Source organism: Sphingosinicella sp. LHD-64 (genome assembly GCF_031157375.1).
Classification (GTDB): Bacteria; Pseudomonadota; Alphaproteobacteria; order Sphingomonadales; family Sphingomonadaceae; genus Allosphingosinicella.
On sequence record NZ_JAVIFV010000003.1, the window covers coordinates 704,394 to 719,357 of the forward strand.

At 67.1% G+C, this 14,964-nt stretch carries 20 protein-coding genes and 1 pseudogene; 5 read left to right on the forward strand and 16 right to left on the reverse strand.

The window, feature by feature from the left end; genetic code table 11:
• Positions 1 to 7 precede the first annotated feature (7 nt).
• The 10 genes and pseudogenes from RCO27_RS11390 to RCO27_RS11435 form a co-directional block, all read right to left on the reverse strand.
• Complete coding sequence (locus tag RCO27_RS11390; protein ID WP_309002793.1) at positions 8 to 784, reverse strand: VOC family protein; 777 nt, start codon at positions 782 to 784, stop codon at positions 8 to 10.
• The gene (locus tag RCO27_RS11395) at positions 781 to 1,155 is read right to left on the reverse strand and encodes a DUF1428 domain-containing protein (RefSeq protein WP_309002794.1); all 375 of its coding nucleotides are present in this window, start codon (positions 1,153 to 1,155) and stop codon (positions 781 to 783) included. The genes RCO27_RS11390 and RCO27_RS11395 overlap by 4 nt, the downstream gene beginning before the upstream one ends.
• Before the next feature lie 52 nt (positions 1,156 to 1,207).
• Positions 1,208 to 1,585 (reverse strand): DUF1428 domain-containing protein, encoded by a 378-nt coding sequence (locus RCO27_RS11400; RefSeq protein ID WP_374990386.1) that lies wholly within the window; start codon positions 1,583 to 1,585, stop codon positions 1,208 to 1,210.
• Positions 1,577 to 1,924 (reverse strand): annotated as a pseudogene (locus tag RCO27_RS11405) (DUF1428 domain-containing protein); the annotation flags it as partial. The gene RCO27_RS11400 and the pseudogene RCO27_RS11405, both read right to left, overlap by 9 nt.
• Complete coding sequence (locus RCO27_RS11410) at positions 1,924 to 2,622, reverse strand: glutathione S-transferase family protein (protein WP_309002795.1); 699 nt, start codon at positions 2,620 to 2,622, stop codon at positions 1,924 to 1,926. The pseudogene RCO27_RS11405 and the gene RCO27_RS11410, both read right to left, overlap by 1 nt.
• Before the next feature lie 14 nt (positions 2,623 to 2,636).
• On the reverse strand, positions 2,637 to 3,302 hold the full coding sequence (locus RCO27_RS11415; protein WP_309002796.1) for a glutathione S-transferase family protein: 666 nt from the start codon (positions 3,300 to 3,302) through the stop codon (positions 2,637 to 2,639).
• A 24-nt stretch (positions 3,303 to 3,326) separates the two neighbouring features.
• Complete coding sequence (locus tag RCO27_RS11420; RefSeq protein WP_309002797.1) at positions 3,327 to 3,809, reverse strand: VOC family protein; 483 nt, start codon at positions 3,807 to 3,809, stop codon at positions 3,327 to 3,329.
• A 24-nt stretch (positions 3,810 to 3,833) separates the two neighbouring features.
• Positions 3,834 to 4,127: a DUF6958 family protein gene (locus tag RCO27_RS11425; protein ID WP_309002798.1), complete on the reverse strand. Its 294-nt coding sequence runs from the start codon at positions 4,125 to 4,127 to the stop codon at positions 3,834 to 3,836.
• Between the two features lie 224 nt (positions 4,128 to 4,351).
• Positions 4,352 to 4,783, reverse strand: coding sequence for a VOC family protein (locus tag RCO27_RS11430; protein ID WP_309002799.1), 432 nt, complete (start codon positions 4,781 to 4,783; stop codon positions 4,352 to 4,354).
• Between the two features lie 37 nt (positions 4,784 to 4,820).
• Positions 4,821 to 5,537, reverse strand: a complete 717-nt coding sequence (locus RCO27_RS11435; RefSeq protein ID WP_309002800.1) for a DUF899 family protein — start codon at positions 5,535 to 5,537, stop codon at positions 4,821 to 4,823.
• A gap of 87 nt (positions 5,538 to 5,624) precedes the next feature.
• On the opposite strand from RCO27_RS11435, the gene RCO27_RS11440 reads away from it, so the two are divergent.
• The 4 genes from RCO27_RS11440 to RCO27_RS11455 all read left to right on the forward strand — a co-directional run bounded on the left by RCO27_RS11440 (position 5,625) and on the right by RCO27_RS11455 (position 8,425).
• Positions 5,625 to 6,326 (forward strand): helix-turn-helix domain-containing protein, encoded by a 702-nt coding sequence (locus RCO27_RS11440; protein ID WP_309002801.1) that lies wholly within the window; start codon positions 5,625 to 5,627, stop codon positions 6,324 to 6,326.
• A 71-nt stretch (positions 6,327 to 6,397) separates the two neighbouring features.
• Positions 6,398 to 6,835: a hypothetical protein gene (locus tag RCO27_RS11445; RefSeq protein WP_309002802.1), complete on the forward strand. Its 438-nt coding sequence runs from the start codon at positions 6,398 to 6,400 to the stop codon at positions 6,833 to 6,835.
• A gap of 104 nt (positions 6,836 to 6,939) precedes the next feature.
• Positions 6,940 to 7,173, forward strand: a complete 234-nt coding sequence (locus RCO27_RS11450) for a hypothetical protein (protein ID WP_309002803.1) — start codon at positions 6,940 to 6,942, stop codon at positions 7,171 to 7,173.
• A gap of 334 nt (positions 7,174 to 7,507) precedes the next feature.
• Positions 7,508 to 8,425, forward strand: a complete 918-nt coding sequence (locus RCO27_RS11455) for an alpha/beta hydrolase (protein WP_309002804.1) — start codon at positions 7,508 to 7,510, stop codon at positions 8,423 to 8,425.
• 2 nt (positions 8,426 to 8,427) lie between these two features.
• Here RCO27_RS11455 and RCO27_RS11460 read toward each other — a convergent pair whose 3' ends face one another.
• The 4 genes from RCO27_RS11460 to RCO27_RS11475 form a co-directional block, all read right to left on the reverse strand.
• Positions 8,428 to 9,357: an electron transfer flavoprotein subunit alpha/FixB family protein gene (locus RCO27_RS11460; protein ID WP_309002805.1), complete on the reverse strand. Its 930-nt coding sequence runs from the start codon at positions 9,355 to 9,357 to the stop codon at positions 8,428 to 8,430.
• Complete coding sequence (locus RCO27_RS11465) at positions 9,354 to 10,103, reverse strand: electron transfer flavoprotein subunit beta/FixA family protein (protein WP_309002806.1); 750 nt, start codon at positions 10,101 to 10,103, stop codon at positions 9,354 to 9,356. The genes RCO27_RS11460 and RCO27_RS11465 overlap by 4 nt, the downstream gene beginning before the upstream one ends.
• A 113-nt stretch (positions 10,104 to 10,216) precedes the next feature.
• A complete protein-coding gene (gene sucC / locus RCO27_RS11470; protein WP_309002807.1) occupies positions 10,217 to 11,437 on the reverse strand; it encodes an ADP-forming succinate--CoA ligase subunit beta in 1,221 nt (406 codons plus the stop codon).
• Positions 11,438 to 11,497: 60 nt separating this feature from the next.
• The gene (locus tag RCO27_RS11475; RefSeq protein ID WP_309003204.1) at positions 11,498 to 11,779 is read right to left on the reverse strand and encodes a hypothetical protein; all 282 of its coding nucleotides are present in this window, start codon (positions 11,777 to 11,779) and stop codon (positions 11,498 to 11,500) included.
• Between the two features lie 150 nt (positions 11,780 to 11,929).
• On the opposite strand from RCO27_RS11475, the gene RCO27_RS11480 reads away from it, so the two are divergent.
• Positions 11,930 to 12,454, forward strand: a complete 525-nt coding sequence (locus RCO27_RS11480) for a hypothetical protein (protein WP_309002808.1) — start codon at positions 11,930 to 11,932, stop codon at positions 12,452 to 12,454.
• A 5-nt stretch (positions 12,455 to 12,459) separates the two neighbouring features.
• On the opposite strand, the gene rpoN is transcribed toward RCO27_RS11480, so the two are convergent.
• Positions 12,460 to 13,983: an RNA polymerase factor sigma-54 gene (gene rpoN, locus RCO27_RS11485; RefSeq protein WP_309002809.1), complete on the reverse strand. Its 1,524-nt coding sequence runs from the start codon at positions 13,981 to 13,983 to the stop codon at positions 12,460 to 12,462.
• Positions 13,984 to 14,098: 115 nt separating this feature from the next.
• Entirely contained in the window at positions 14,099 to 14,878 is a 780-nt protein-coding gene (gene lptB / locus RCO27_RS11490; RefSeq protein WP_309002810.1) for an LPS export ABC transporter ATP-binding protein, read from the reverse strand.
• Positions 14,879 to 14,964 lie beyond the last annotated feature (86 nt).

Genomic DNA, 14,964 nt, shown 5'->3' on the forward strand with positions numbered 1-14,964 from the left:
TCTCTCCTCACTTGTCCCCGCCCGAAACCAGCCCGAACGACGCGCCCTGCGGGTCGAGGCCGATCAGCACGCGCTCCTTGGTCGGAACGTCCATCGGCCCGAACAGCACCTGCCCGCCGCCCGCCTTGATCCTGTCCGCCGCCGCGTCGACATCCGGCACGCGGACATAGAATTGCCAGACGGTCGGCGCCTCGCTCGACGCCTTCATCACCGCCCCGACGGTCTCGCCGTCGTGGGCAATGAAGCTGTACTCGCCGAGCTCAGGGCCCATGTCCATGGCGCCTTCCTTCGCGTAGTCGAAATGGTCGCGATAGAAGGCCAGCGCCGCCTCGCGGTCGCTGGTCATCAGCTCGTTCCAGGCGACATGGCCCATGCCGCGGCGCTGATAGGCGGTGCTGTCCGCGTCGCTGGCGCCGCGGATCAGGTAGATCGGCACGCCCTGCGGATCGAGGATCATCGCGATCCGGCCGACGCCGGGCGCGTCGAAGGGAGCCATCTGCACCTTCGCGCCGGCGGTTACCGCCTTGGCGACCGCCGCATCGACGTCGTCGACGCCGAGATAGCCGAGCCAGACCGGCCGCGCGCCGCCGTCGCACATCGCCTGCGTCAGGGTCAGCATGCCGCCGGCCGCGCCGTCCGGCGCATCGATCATGCGATATTCGACGTCGCCGGGCACGGGATCGCCGAAGCTCCAGCCGACGACGTCGCCGTAGAAGCGCCTGGCGCCCTCGGGGTCGGTGGTCATCAGCTCGTACCAGACGAAGCTGCCGTGCGAATTGGTCATGCCGGGTCTCCTCGATCGGATTCGCGGGTGGTGAAGATCGGACGGAAGCCGCCATGGATCATCCGCTGGGGATTGAAGGGAACGTCGTCGCTCTTGAGCCGGGGATCGTTCATCAGCTTCGTGTTGCCCGCATCGCGCGCCTCGCGGGAGGGCCAGACGACCCAGGAGAAAACGATGCTCTCGCCTTCCTGTGCCTTCACCGCGCGGCGGAAGTCGGTGACCCGGCCGGCCGGCACGTCGTCCTCCCACGCCTCCATGATCTCCAGTGCGCCCAGCTCCAGAAAGGCGTCGGCCACCCGCGCCGCCATGGCGCGATAGGCCTCCTTCTTCCCCGGCGGCACAGGGATCACGAACCCGTCGACATAGGCCATCGCGTGTCTCCCGCCCCCGGCCGGGCCGAGGCCCGGCCGGGGGCGGCAGCGCCTATTCGTCGACGATCGGGCGGAAGCCGCCCCAGAACATGCGCTGGCCGTCGAACGGCATCTCGCCGTCTGGCTGCATGTCGGGATCGGACATCATCTTCTCCCAGGCCTTGTCACGGGTCTCCTTGTCGGGCCATTCGACGTAAGAATAGACGACGTTCTCGCCTTCCTGGGCCTTCACCGCGCGCTTGTAGTCGGTGACCTTGCCGTCGGGAACATCGTCACCCCACGCCTCGACGACGCGCAGTGCACCATATTCCCGGAACCTGCCGGCGGCCTTCTCGGCCATCGCCTTGTAGGCTTCTTTCTTGTCGTTCGGCACAGGCAGCAGATAGCCGTCGGTATAGCCGGTCGTACCGTCGGCTTTCTGGTCGACGATGGCTTCGAAGCCGCCATAGATCATGCGCTTGCCGTCGAACGGCATCGTCTCGCCCATGCTCTGCATGCGCGGGTCGTTCATGATCTTCTCGTTGGCGGCATCGCGGGTCGCCTTATCGGGATATTCGAACCAGGAGAAGACGACCGTCTCGTCGTCCTTCGCCTGGACCGCGCCCTGGAAGTCGGTGACCTTGCCCTTGGGCACGTCGTCGCCCCAATTCTCGACCATCCGCCGGACGCCGAATTCCTTGAACAGCGGCGCCGCATCGGCGGCATGCTTGCGATAGACCTCCTTGTTCTCGGTCGGCACCGCGGCCACGAACCCTTCCACATAGGTCATCATCTCTCTCCTTGCCTCGTCGGGGGTTGATCCAGGAACGCATATTCAGGCGGCGGGGCGGCGGTGAAGCCCGCCAGCTGGGCGGCAAATGCTCGCTGGAAGGCCGGCCGCGCCTCGCCGCGCGCCACATAAGCGGCGAGATTGTCGTGCGCACGCTCAAGCGGCGACTCCTTCAGCTGCCGCAACACCGCGACCATCAACAAGTCACCGGCCGAAAAGCTGCCGTCGAGCCAATCATTTTCGCCCAGCCGCCGCGACAATTCGTCCAGCCGCTCGGCGATCCGCGCGATGACCGCGGGCAGCCGCGGCTTCGACCAGGGCTGGTCCTCCTCGAACAGGGTTGCGATCACATAGTCCATGATCGGCGGCTCGACCGTGTTCAGCGCGGCGAACATCCATTCGATCGCCCGCGCCCGGCCGCCAGCATCTTCGGGCAGGAGACCGCGATGCGTCTCGGCGATGCGGAGCACGATGGCGCCCGATTCGAACAGTTTCAGCCCATCCAGCTCGTAGGTCGGGATCTGACCGAAGGGCTGAAGAGCGCGGTGCGGCGGGTCCTTCTGGGTGCCCTGGGGCAGATAGCGGACGTCGTAGCTCTGCCCGACCTCCTCCAGCGCCCAGCGCACGCGCAGGTCGCGCACCTGGCCGCGGGCGAACCACGGGACCCAGTCGAAAGCGGTGATGACGGGGTTCGACACGTCTCTCTCCTCCCTTATTGCGGCCAGCCGGCGGGCGCCGCGCCCGTCTGGCCTGCCCTCAGCGCGTCGAGCGCGCGGACGAAGGCGGGCCGCGCCACGCCGCGCGCGACATAGGCGGCGAGGTTCGGATAGGCCCCGATCATGTCCGCCGTGCTCGGGTAGCGGAGCACCGCGACCATGAGCAGGTCGCCGGCGCTGAACGCGCCGTCGAGCCATTCGGCGTCGCCGAGCCGGGCGGACAGCTCCTCCAGCCGTTCGCTGAGGCGCGCCTCCACGCCGGGAAGCCGCGCCTTCGCCCAGTCCTCGCCCTGTTCGAACACGGCGGCGCGCAGATGCTCCCAGACCACCGGCTCGACCGTGTTGAGCGCGGCGAACATCCACTCGATCGCCCGCGCCCGGCCTCTTCGGTCTTCGGGGAAAAGACCCGGCCAAGTCTCCGCGATGTGGAGCACGATGGCGCCCGATTCGAACAGGACGAAATCGTCATCCTCATAGGTCGGCACCTGGCCGAACGGATGGCGGGCGCGGTGCGCCGGCTCCTTCTGCTGACCCCAGGAGAGGTACCGCACGTCATAGGGCTGGCCGACCTCCTCCAGCGCCCAGCGCACGCGTATGTCGCGCACCAGGCCGAGGCCCCGGTCCGGCGACCAGTCGTAGCCGGTGACAAGGGGGTTGGTCATGACGCGCGTCCTCTCCGGCCGGGCTCACGCCGTCGCCGGGGCCGGCTGGCCGCAGGTCGCGTCGAGCGCCGCCGCGCGCAGCTCGGCCTCGCTCATCACCGTGTCGCGCAGCGGATGGGCGATCGACCAGCTGTGGCCGAACGGGTCCTTCACCACGCCGTAGCGATCGCCCCAGAACATGTCGGAGGCGGGCATGACCACCGTGGCGCCGGCCGCTTCGGCCCTGGCGATCGCGGCGTCCGCATCGGTCGCGTGGATGTGCAGCGTCACCGGCGTGCCGCCGAGCGTCTTGGGCGAGAGCGCGCCCATCTCCTTCATCTCGTCCATCAGCATCAGCATCGCGCCGTTGATCGCGACGCAGGCGTGCATCAGCTTGCCGTCCTGGCCGGGGATGCGCATCAGCTCCTCGGCACCGAAGGCCTTTTTGTAGAACTCGATCGCGTCGGCGGCGCCGTCGCAGACGAGATGCGGGGTCAGCGTCGGGGTGATGTTGGAAATCTCGGTCATCGTTCCTCTCCTCTTCATGTAAAGTCAGGTGCGGTGAAGGCGCAGCGGCGATCCGGCGCTGCGGCGGATCTCGCCGCGCGCCTCGAGGTCGAGCTGCACCAGCTTCAGCCACCAGCCGGCGGTGGCGCCGCCCGGGAACAGGCTCTCCGGAAGCCGCGCCACGACCGGCCCCTTCAGCGCCGCGACGGTCAGGCCCGGCGCTTCGACAGGGATGACGGCCAGCATCGCGGCTTCCATCGCCCGATACTTGCCGGCGTCCACCTGCTCGGTCTTGCCGGGATGGTTCGGGTTGCGGACGGTGATCTTCTCGCTGCGCATGACAGGTTCCGGATTCTGGGGCGCTCAGGCGATCAGGCCGCCGACCGCCGGCAGATGCTCGCCGGCAATGGCGATCCCGGTGGCCACGAACGAAACGGCCACGATCACGATGGTGCGAAAGACGGACATCACTTCCTCCTCTGGGTCTCGCCGCCGGAGCGGGGTCTTCGGAAAAACTGGCGGCGCCGGCCCTGGGGGGTGAGGCCGGCGCCGCGGCGGAGGCCTCAGGCGTCCGCGGTCTCGGGCTGCATCGCCTCGGTGGCGGCTTCGAGGTCCATCCACATCGGTTCCCAGATATGGCCGTCGAGATCCTCGAAGCTGCGCGCGTACATGAAGCCGTAATCCTGCCGCTCGCGCGACTCCCGGCCGCCGGCGGCGAGCGCCTTGTCGGCGATCTCGTCGACGCCCTCGCGGCTCTCGGCCGAGAGCGCGATCAGCACCTCGCTCGTCGCATGGGCGTCGGCGATCTTCTTGGGGGTGAACTCCGCGAACTTCTCATGGGTCAGCAGCATCACGAAGATCGTATCGCTGAACACCATGCAGGCGGCGGTCTCGTCGGTGAACTGCGGGTTGTTCACCGCGCCGATCGCCTCGTAGAAGGCCTTGGCGGCGTCGAGATCGGCCACCGGCAGGTTCACGAAAATCATCCTGGACATTGATAGTCTCCCTGGCTTGTTCTGTTGTGTGACGGCGTCAGCGGCCGCCGTCCGCATAGGCGAGCGACGGATACCAGTCGGTCCCGCGACCGGCCGGCGTCATATCGAGGATGTTCCAGAGCGGCGTCGGATCGGGCGCGAGATGCGGGTCGAAGCCGGGATCGGCGGTTTCCGAGCCGCCCTCGGCCGCCCAGAACAGGCGCACGGTGTCGCCGTCACGGGTCCAGACCAGCACTGCGGCGCCCTCCCCGGAGTCGCCGAGCGCGCCGAAGTCACGAGGGAAATCGTCGCCGACGGTCTGATAGAAGTTCAGGTTCCGCCAGCCGCGCTCGCGGGCGAAGGCGAGCTGCCGCGCGACCGGGGAGCGGCCGACGATCGCGACCGACAGGCGCTGCGCGATGTCGGGCGCGGGAATGTCGAGCGAGCCGACGAACGAGGTGCACATCGGGCAGGGCCGCGCGCGCTGGGGCCCGAACATCCAGAAATAGGTGAAGAGCGTGTCGTGCCGGCCGAACAGATCGGCGAGGCCGACCTCGTTGCCCTGCTCGTCGAGGAACCGGTAGTCCTTCGGCGCGGGGCCGGGCGGAAGGGTACGGCGCTGGGCGGCGACGCGCTGGATCTGGCGGCGCAGCGCGATCTCCTCGGCGAGCAGCGCGGTCCGCGCCCGCCGATAGTCCGCGCTTTCACCCAGCTGGCGCGTCGTGCTGGCCTCGGCCAGTTCGGTGGCGGGTCTGAGTTGGGCTTCGGCCGGCATCTCTCTCTCCATTTTTCGGCCCGATTCGCGTCCTTTCCGCGACTCGGGACTTGCATCTAATGCCCTCGTGAGTTATAAAAAGCAACTATGAAGTTACAAAATATAACCGACTCGGAGAACGGCCCGTCGCGACGCCGCTATGAGGACGCCTGCGGCACCGCCCACGCCCTCGATCTGATCGGCGAGCGCTGGGCACTTTTGGTGATGCGCGAGCTGATGATGGGCCCGAAGCGCTTCGGCGACCTACGGGCCGACCTGCCCGGAATCAGCGCCAACGTGCTGACCCAGCGGCTGGAGGGGTTGGAAGCCGCGGGCATTGTGGTGAAGCGGCAGCTGCCGCCGCCCGCGGCCGTCCAGGTCTACGAGCTCACCGAATGGGGCTATCAGTCGAAGCCGATCATGGGGGCGCTCGGTCGCTGGGCGACACGCTCGCCGCTGCACGATCCCACGCTGCATCTGAGCGCGGTGTCGCTGATGCTCTCCTTCCAGGCGATGAACCAGCCGGCGCGGCACAAGGACCTGACCGCGACGATCGGCTTCCGGCTGGGCCGCGAAAGCTATGTGCTGCGGCTGGAGGAGGGCGCGATCGACGCGACGCGCGGCGACCCCGACGGGGCCGATCTCGTCTTCACCGGTGCCGCCCGCGCCGTGGCCGCGGCCGTCTATGGCGGCGTGCCACTCGCAACGCTCGAAGCCGAGGGCGCGCTCGCCATCGCCGGCGACCACATCCTGGCCGAGCGTTTCATCACGTTCTTCCCGCTGCCACCGAAGGCGCCGCAACCGGTCTGAATGACCGGTACGGAGTCTTTTTCGACGAAGCGTCATTTGCCGGGCGAAACGGCTCGGATAGGATGCAGGCCATGCGCTTGCCGACCGGACGACGCACGGGGCTGTGTCTGCTGCCGCTGCTCGCAGCGGCCGCGGGCGGCTGCGCCGTTCCCGGCCGCCCGATGGCGACGGTCGTGGCCGCTGCGCCCGAGCCGGATTGGGACCAGCTGCTGCGCAGCGCGGCGGACCAGGTGCGGCGCTGCTATCGCGGACCGAGGGTCGGCCATGCGGGGCGGCAGATCGTCACCCGCCTGCGGATCTTCCTGACGGCCGAAGGGATGCTCGAAGGGATGCCGACCGTCGTCGCGCAGGAAGGTGTCACACCCGCCAACCGGCTCTACGCGCCGCGGATGGCCGAAGCCGCGATCCGGTCGGTGATGCGCTGCGCGCCGCTCAGGCTGCCTGCCGGCCTGGCCGGAAATGGCACGTTCGAGATCGATCTGACCTTCAGTCCGCTCGCGGCGGTGTGACCAGCACGGGACAGTCTCGCAAAAGCGGCATGAAATTATCGCATTGCGCAGGACGGAAAGATCGTTTTAATCCGCCGTTTCCAACGGGGGTTTCGGAGATTCAAATGCACGTTTCGTTGCTGGCAGCCCTGCTGTTCGTGGCGCAGGCCGACGCGCCTGCCGACGAGGACGCACAGACGGCTGTCGAGAACACCGAGGAAGATGGCGACGATGCGCTGATCTGCCGTCGCCGGGTGGTCGAGAGCGGCCGCGTCGGGGAGCGTATGCGCAGCGTCCGCGTCTGCAAGACGCGCGAGGAGTGGAATTCGGACCGCCGCAACGGGCGCCGCGGGGCCTGAGCCCCGGACGCGTTTCCAGCCTGCAAAGCGACTGTTCGCGCCCGGAATGGGGACCCGGGCGCCATCGCTCGCGCGCAGTGAGATCAACCGGCGGGATCGGCTCCGAGAGCCGGCGCAGCATGGCTGCCCAGCGCGTCCCGGGATGTGCCGGCGCGCGCCATCATGGCTTCCCGTTTTCCGTTGTCGTGAAGCGCGATGGAACCGGCAGGACATCGCTCGACGGGTGCGTGAGTAAAGCAGTGTGATGACGTCAGAGGTAGTTTCGCTCACCGGTTTCTCGCCCCAATGCCAACTTTGGGGGAAATCCGGAATACCACGTCACGCGGGAGTCAGGATGATCGATCGCAGGCAGTTTTCGGTTGGCGCAACAGCGCTATGGGCCGCAGCAAGCGCCCGCGCGGAGACTGCGCCAGCTCCGGGTCTCTGGAGCCGGTCGGAGGGCAGCGGCCGCGACATCGTGTTCGTTCACGGCTGGTCGATGGACCACCGGGACGAAATCCGGATCTACGAGCCGATCTTCGCGCGGCGGACGGGGTGGCGGCGTCACTATGTCGACCTGCCCGGCATGGGCCGTAGCCCGGCCGATCCGCGCATTCGCGACCTCGATGACATGCTCGATGGGCTCGCGCGGTGGATCAGGCACAGGATCGGCGATGGACCGGCGATCCTGGCCGGGACGTCCGCAGGCGCCTATCTCGCGCTCGGCGCGCTCGCGCGGCCCGACATCCGCGTCGACGGCCTGCTGCTGCGCGCGCCCCTGATCGTGCCCGACAATGAGCGGCGCGATGTCGATCCGCCCGCGCCGATCATCACCGATGCCGCGGTGCGGGAGACGATTGCCCCAGCCGAACGCGAGGCAATGGGCGAACTGATGATCCAGACGCTGGCCTATCTTGAGGCGATGCGCGCCAAGATGCGCGAAGCCGTAACACCGGCCATGGCGGCCGCGAACCAGGCGTTCCTGACATCGATCCGCGGCGACCCGAGCCGCTACCGGCTCCGCGCCCTGGCCGGCAGCCTCCCCGGCTTCGAGCGGCCGGCACTGATCGTGACCGGCCGCCTCGACGCGAGCGTGGGCTATCGCGATGCGTGGCGGCTGATGCCGGGCTTCCCGCGAGCGACATTCGTCACGCTCGATCGCGCCGAGCATGGCGTGCCGATCGACCAGCAGCAGGTCTTCGCCGCGCTGGTCGACGACTGGCTGGACCGGCTCGAAGAAGATCGCGCCGCACGTGAGCGCGGCGCGACCTAGACCTACAGCTTCTCGGTCAGCTCCGGGACGATCTTGAAGAGGTCGCCGACCAGGCCGACGTCGGCGACCTGGAAGATCGGGGCGTCCTCGTCCTTGTTGATCGCGACGATCGTCTTCGAATCCTTCATGCCGGCGAGGTGCTGGATCGCGCCGGAAATGCCGATCGCGATATAGACTTCGGGCGCGACGATCTTGCCGGTCTGGCCGACCTGATAGTCGTTCGGCGCATAGCCCGCGTCGACCGCGGCCCGGCTGGCGCCGACGCCCGCCTTCAGCTTGTCGGCGAGCGGATCGAGCAGGCTGTGGAACTGGTCCGACGAGCCGAACGCCCGCCCGCCCGAGACGATGATCTTGGCGCTGGTCAGCTCCGGGCGTTCCGACTTGGAAAGCTCCGCACCGACGAAGCTGGAAATGCCCTTGTCGCCGGCACCCGTCACCGTCTCGACGGTGCCCGAACCGCCGCTCGCGGCCGCCTTCTCGAAAGCAGTTGTGCGCACCGTGATGACCTTCTTCGCATCCGACGACTTCACCGTCGCGATCGCATTGCCGGCATAGATCGGCCGGGTGAAGGTGTCGGCGCCCTCGACCGAGAGGATGTCCGAAATCTGCATCACGTCGAGCAGGGCGGCGACGCGCGGCGCGATGTTCTTGCCGGTGGTGGTCGCGGGCGTGACGAAGGCGTCGTAACTGGCCATCAGTCCGGCGACGAGCGGCGCGACATTCTCGGCGAGATTGTGCGCGAGCGACGCGTCGTCCGCGGCCAGCACCTTGCCGACGCCGGCGATCTTCGCGGCCGCCTCGGTGACGGCGCCGACGCCCTGTCCGGCGACCAGCAGATGGACGTCGCCGAGCTTCGTGGCGGCGGTGACGGTGGCGAGGGTGGCGTCCTTGACCTGTCCGCCCTCATGCTCGACCAGAACCAGGCTCGTCATGCCACCACTCCCAACGTCTTGAGCTTGCCGATCAGTTCATCCACGTCCGCGACCTTGACGCCTGCCGACCGCTTGGGGGGCTCGGCGACCTTGAGGGTCTGGAGCCGCGGCGCGGTGTCGACGCCGTAATCCGCCGGCGCCTTGGTCGCGAGCGGCTTGGACTTCGCCTTCATGATGTTGGGCAGCGACGCGTAGCGCGGCTCGTTGAGCCTGAGGTCGGTGGTGACCACCGCCGGCGTGCTCAGCTTCACCGTCTCGAGGCCGCCGTCGACCTCGCGGGTGACGTCGACCTTGTCGCCGGAAAGTTCGACCTTCGAGGCGAAGGTGCCCTGCGGCCAGCCGAGCAAGGCGGCCAGCATCTGGCCGGTCTGGTTCGAATCGTCGTCGATCGCCTGCTTGCCGAGGATCACCAGTCCCGGCTGCTCCTCTTCCGTCACCTTGGCCAGCAGCTTGGCCACGGCCAGCGGCTCGACCTCGTCGTCAGTCTGGATCAGGATCGCGCGGTCGGCGCCCATGGCCAGCGCGGTGCGCAGCGTCTCCTGCGCCTTGGCCGGGCCGATCGAGACCGCGACGATCTCGGTCGCCGCGCCCTTCTCCTTGAGCCGGATCGCTTCCTCGACCGCGATCTCGTCGAACGGGTTCATGCTCATCTTGACGTTGGCGAGATCGACGCCCGTGCCGTCGGCCTTCACCCGCGGCTTGACGTTGAAATCGATCACCCGCTTCACGGCGACCAGGAGCTTCATTCCCACATCCTTCCCAACTCGTCATTCCAGCGAAAGCTGGAATCTCTCTTCCCTTTCAGGCGCCGCAAAGGCACCGAGATCCCAGCTTTCGCTGGGATGACGCAAACAGCGCGCTACGCGTCGACTGTGCCCTTCACTTCCGCGACGATCTTGCGGGCGGCGTCGCCCAGATCGTTGGCGGGAACGATGGCAAGGCCGGAATCGGCGAGGATGCGCTTGCCCTCCTCGACATTGGTGCCCTCGAGCCGGACGACCAGCGGCACCGAGAGCTGCACCTCCTTCGCCGCCGCGACGATGCCCTCGGCGATGATGTCGCAGCGCATGATCCCGCCGAAGATGTTGACGAGGATGCCCTCGACCGCCGGATCGCTGAGGATGATCTTGAACGCCGCCGTCACCTTCTCCTTGGAGGCGCCGCCGCCGACATCGAGGAAGTTGGCCGGGAAGGCGCCGTTCAGCTTGATGATGTCCATCGTCGCCATGGCGAGGCCGGCGCCGTTCACCATGCAGCCGATATTGCCGTCGAGCTTGATGTAGGCGAGGTCGTGCTTGGACGCCTCCAGCTCCATCGGATCCTCTTCGGTCTCGTCGCGCAGCGCTTCGAGGTCCTTGTGGCGGAACTCGGCGTTGGAATCGAAGCCGACCTTGGCGTCGAGGACGAGCAGCTTTGCCCCGGAATCCCCTGAAGCTTCGGTGACGGCGAGCGGGTTGATCTCGATCTGCGCGGCATCGGTGCCGACGAACGCGTCGTAGAGCAGCTTTGCGACCTTCTGCGCCTGCTTGGCGAGGTCGCCGCCGAGCTCCAGCGCCGCCGCGACGGCGCGGCCGTGATGCGGCATGAAGCCGGTCGCGGGATCGACGTCGAACGTGTGGATCTTTTCCGGCGTGTCGTGCGCCACGTCCTCGATGTTCATGCCGCCCTCGGTCGAGGCGACGAAGGCGATACGGCCCGTGGCGCGGTCGACGAGAAGCGCGAGATAGAATTCCTTGGCGATGTCGACGCCGTCGGTGACGTAGAGGCGGTTGACCTGCTTGCCGGCCTCGCCGGTCTGCACCGTCACCAGCGTGTTGCCGAGCATCTCGCTCGCCGCCGCGCGCACCTCTTCGGTGGTGCGGGCCAGCCGGACGCCGCCCTTGGCGTCGGGGCCAAGTTCCCTGAACTTGCCCTTCCCGCGCCCGCCGGCGTGGATCTGCGCCTTGACGACGTAGAGCGGCCCGGGGAGCTTGCTCGCGGCGGCCACTGCTTCGTCGACGCTCATCGCGGCATGGCCCGCCGGAACGGGGACGCCGAACTTGGCCAGCAATTCCTTGGCCTGATATTCGTGAATGTTCATCGCCCGTCGCCTAAAGCATAGAGTCGGGGCGATGGGAAGCGCTGCGATGCAGCATTCTGCCTAGCCGGCAAAACCACTGGCGCAGAGCCCGGCCGAGCTTGACGCCACCGCCCAGATTTCCGGATCGCGCAGCGCCCGCACACGGCGCAGGAACTGCTCGACCGATGCGGCCTCGCGGGCGGCCGGCAGGTCGGCGAGCCGGCGGAGCTGGATCAGCGACAGCCGGTCGACCATCCGCTCCGCCATGCAGGCGGAGAGGCCGGCGGGCAGACCGGCGTTGACGAGACCCGTGCGCAGCCGGGCCTCGGGCGTCGCGCAGGACAACAGGAACAAGGGTGTCATCAGCCAAGGAAGAGTTCGCACTTGGCGGTTACTATCGCTCACTGAGGCTTTTGCAAGCCCGCAGCCGGTAACCCTCATCCGGTTCAATCACTTGAGTGGTTCGCCAACAAATTGCAAAGTGACGGACATAAATATTGAGGGGAGGGTACTGTGGCTCTTGGCATTGATGACGCGCTTACGGCCGCCGCTTCGGGCGTCAAGTTGACCGATACGATCGTTAAGACAGTGCAAGCTTATAGGAAGAAAGGAAAAGACGTCGATATAGAAAGGCTTATCGAGGAAATTCGGATCACCGCCCTTCAGCGGATCGACGAGGCGGACATCGCCTTGGTACGACTCGAAAGAATGCTGCACGAGAGGGGCGCCGATCTGGACTCCTCTCTCATGGCCATCATAGAAACGACGCGTTGGTGGCAACCTTTTGAGCAGTATCGCCTTAAGCAAATTCACAGGAGATTCAATGAGTTCGCGGACAGCGTCTATTCTGCCACGGACGATATAGCTGCCCTGCTCAGGTGTAGGGATCAGACTGGGGAAATGGGCAGGTCCGTGCTTCAGAGCAGCCAGGACAAGCTGGACCTGAGCAAGGCCTTGCTAGATTCCCCCTCAGTTCGGGTGTCCATAGATCTGCTGAGAACTACTCTCGCCACACAAAAGGCCATGCTCAACGGCTAAGGAACCTAAGCCGCCCGCCCGATCGCCTTCTGCCGCCGCCGTTGGACCGACGAGCCCAGCCCGATCGCCTCGCGATATTTGGCGACCGTGCGCCGGGCGATGTCGAAGCCCTCACCCTTCAGGATGTCGACGAGCTGGTCGTCGGAGAGGATCTTGCTTGCCTCCTCGGCGGCGATCAGCGCCTTGATCCGGCTCTTCACCGCCTCGGCCGACACCGCGTCGCCGCCGTCGGCCGACTGGATGCCCGAGGTGAAGAAATATTTCAGCTCGAACAGGCCGCGCTCGCAGGCGAGATACTTGTTCGAGGTGACGCGGCTCACCGTCGATTCGTGCATGCCGATCGCCTCGGCGACGGCGCGCAGGGTGAGCGGCTTGAGATGGGCGACGCCGTGGCGGAAGAAGCCTTCCTGCCGGGTCACGATCTCGCTCGCCACCTTGACGATGGTGCGGGCGCGCTGGTCGAGCGCCTTCATCAGCCAGTTGGCACTCTGCAGGCACTCGTTGAGCCAGGCCTTCGACTGCCTGTCCTGCGGCCCGCTGGACAGCTCCTGATAGTAGGAGCGGTTGACGAGGAGCCGGGGCAGGGTGGCGCCGTTCAGCTCCACCGCCCAGCCGAGGCCGCGGCGGGCGACGAAGATGTCCGGCGTGATCGCATCGACCCGCTCGGCATCGGCCGAGAAGCGGAGGCCGGGCTTGGGGTCATAGGCGCGCAGCTCGCGGATCATGTCGGCGAGGTCTTCGTCGTCGACCTGGCAGATGCGTTTCAGCGCCGGCAGATTGCCCTTGGCGAGATAATCGAGATTGGCGATCAGCCGCGCCATGCAGGGATCGTAGCGATCGGCATCCTTCGCCTGCAAAGCGAGGCATTCGGCGAGGTTTCGCGCCGCGACACCGGCGGGATCGAGCGTCTGGATCACGCCGAGCACCCGCTCGGCCTCGGCCAGCGGCACGCCGAGCCGCTGCGCGACGTCGAGCAGCGGGCTCAGGAAATAGCCGGTCTCGTCGATCTGCTCGACGATATGGGTGGCGATGACGAGGTCCGTGCCGGAGAGCAACTCGCCGGCCTGGCGCAGCAGATGTTCCTGGAGCGAGACGCCGCCGCTTTCGAACGCGTCGAAATCCGGCCCGTCCTCCGCACTGCCGCCGGTGCCAATTCCCTCCAGACCCAGGCCGCCATCGAGGCCGCGTCCGGAATCGACGGCGCTGTCCTGATGGAAATCCTCGCCGTTCGCGTCGATGTCGAGCGCGCCCTCGCCGCCGCTCGCGTCTACCTCGGGCAGCGGCTCGCCTTCATAGTGGTACTCGTTTCCCTCGAACTCGGCTACGGGCGCAGGTTCAGCTTCCGGCGCAGGCGGCGCATCGGGATCGGCCGCGCCGGTTTCGAGCAGCGGGTTCTTCTCGATCTCCTCGGCGATGAACGCCTCGACTTCGAGGTTCGACAGCGCAAGCAGGCGGATCGCCTGCTGCAGCTGCGGCGTCATCACCAGCGATTGCGATTGTCTGAGATCGAGGCGGGGCCCAAGCGCCATGGTCACGCCACCCCGTCATTGCGAGCGAAGCGAAGCAATCCAGCCTCCGTTCTGCCGGCAATCTGGATTGCTTCGTCGCTACGCTCCTCGCAATGACGAAACCGGAAGATCATCACTACAGCTCGAAGCTCTCGCCGAGATAGAGGCGGCGGACATTCTCGTCGGCCACCAGATCCTCCGGGCTGCCGGCGAACAGGACCTGGCCGCCATAGATGATGCAGGCGCGGTCGACGATCTCCAGCGTCTCGCGGACATTGTGGTCGGTGATGAGGACGCCGATGTTGCGCTTCTTCAATTCGACGATGAGATCGCGGATGTCGGAGATCGAGATCGGATCGATGCCGGCGAAGGGCTCGTCGAGCAGCATGATCGACGGGTTGGCCGCGAGCGCCCGGGCGATCTCGCAGCGCCGCCGCTCGCCGCCCGACAGCGCCATGGCCGGGGCGTCGCGGAGGCGCTCGATATGGAATTCGGCCAGCAGTTGCTCGAGCCGCGCCTGCCGCGCCGCCTTGTCGGGCTCGGCGACCTCGAGCACGGCCATGATGTTCTGGCTGACCGTCAGGCCGCGGAAGATCGAGGTTTCCTGCGGCAGATAGCCGAGGCCGAGGATCGCGCGCCGGTACATGGGGAGGCCGGTAATGTCCTCGCCGTCGAGCAGGATACGGCCGCTGTCCGGCTTCACCAGCCCCATGACCGAGTAGAAGCAGGTCGTCTTGCCGGCGCCGTTCGGCCCCAGCAGGCCGACCACCTCGCCGCGGTCGACGCCGAGGCTGACGTCGGTCAGCACCGCCTTCTTGTCATAGGATTTGGCGATCGAGATGACGGAAAGCCCGCGAGACAGCTCGCCGACCGCCGCCTGGGCGTCGGGCCGTTCGATGGGCAGAGTTTCGTTCATGCAGGCTCCCTGTCGCCGCGCCTAGTTAGGCGTTTGGCCGGAAGGCGACAACCGGCGAGAGTCTTGCATGGCGGTTTTTCGTGGCT

Coding starts and splice junctions, on each gene's coding strand:
- RCO27_RS11445 (WP_309002802.1), top strand. CDS start 6,398: ATGCGCTTGCCGACCGGACGACGCACGGGGCTGTGTCTGCTGCCGCTG.
- RCO27_RS11440 (WP_309002801.1), top strand. CDS start 5,625: ATGAAGTTACAAAATATAACCGACTCGGAGAACGGCCCGTCGCGACGC.
- RCO27_RS11425 (WP_309002798.1), bottom strand. CDS start 4,127: ATGCGCAGCGAGAAGATCACCGTCCGCAACCCGAACCATCCCGGCAAG.
- RCO27_RS11450 (WP_309002803.1), top strand. CDS start 6,940: ATGCACGTTTCGTTGCTGGCAGCCCTGCTGTTCGTGGCGCAGGCCGAC.
- RCO27_RS11415 (WP_309002796.1), bottom strand. CDS start 3,302: ATGACCAACCCCCTTGTCACCGGCTACGACTGGTCGCCGGACCGGGGC.
- RCO27_RS11465 (WP_309002806.1), bottom strand. CDS start 10,103: ATGAAGCTCCTGGTCGCCGTGAAGCGGGTGATCGATTTCAACGTCAAG.
- rpoN (WP_309002809.1), bottom strand. CDS start 13,983: ATGGCGCTTGGGCCCCGCCTCGATCTCAGACAATCGCAATCGCTGGTG.
- RCO27_RS11455 (WP_309002804.1), top strand. CDS start 7,508: ATGATCGATCGCAGGCAGTTTTCGGTTGGCGCAACAGCGCTATGGGCC.
- RCO27_RS11435 (WP_309002800.1), bottom strand. CDS start 5,537: ATGCCGGCCGAAGCCCAACTCAGACCCGCCACCGAACTGGCCGAGGCC.
- RCO27_RS11390 (WP_309002793.1), bottom strand. CDS start 784: ATGACCAATTCGCACGGCAGCTTCGTCTGGTACGAGCTGATGACCACC.
- lptB (WP_309002810.1), bottom strand. CDS start 14,878: ATGAACGAAACTCTGCCCATCGAACGGCCCGACGCCCAGGCGGCGGTC.
- RCO27_RS11475 (WP_309003204.1), bottom strand. CDS start 11,779: ATGACACCCTTGTTCCTGTTGTCCTGCGCGACGCCCGAGGCCCGGCTG.
- RCO27_RS11395 (WP_309002794.1), bottom strand. CDS start 1,155: ATGGCCTATGTCGACGGGTTCGTGATCCCTGTGCCGCCGGGGAAGAAG.
- sucC (WP_309002807.1), bottom strand. CDS start 11,437: ATGAACATTCACGAATATCAGGCCAAGGAATTGCTGGCCAAGTTCGGC.
- RCO27_RS11430 (WP_309002799.1), bottom strand. CDS start 4,783: ATGTCCAGGATGATTTTCGTGAACCTGCCGGTGGCCGATCTCGACGCC.
- RCO27_RS11460 (WP_309002805.1), bottom strand. CDS start 9,357: ATGACGAGCCTGGTTCTGGTCGAGCATGAGGGCGGACAGGTCAAGGAC.
- RCO27_RS11420 (WP_309002797.1), bottom strand. CDS start 3,809: ATGACCGAGATTTCCAACATCACCCCGACGCTGACCCCGCATCTCGTC.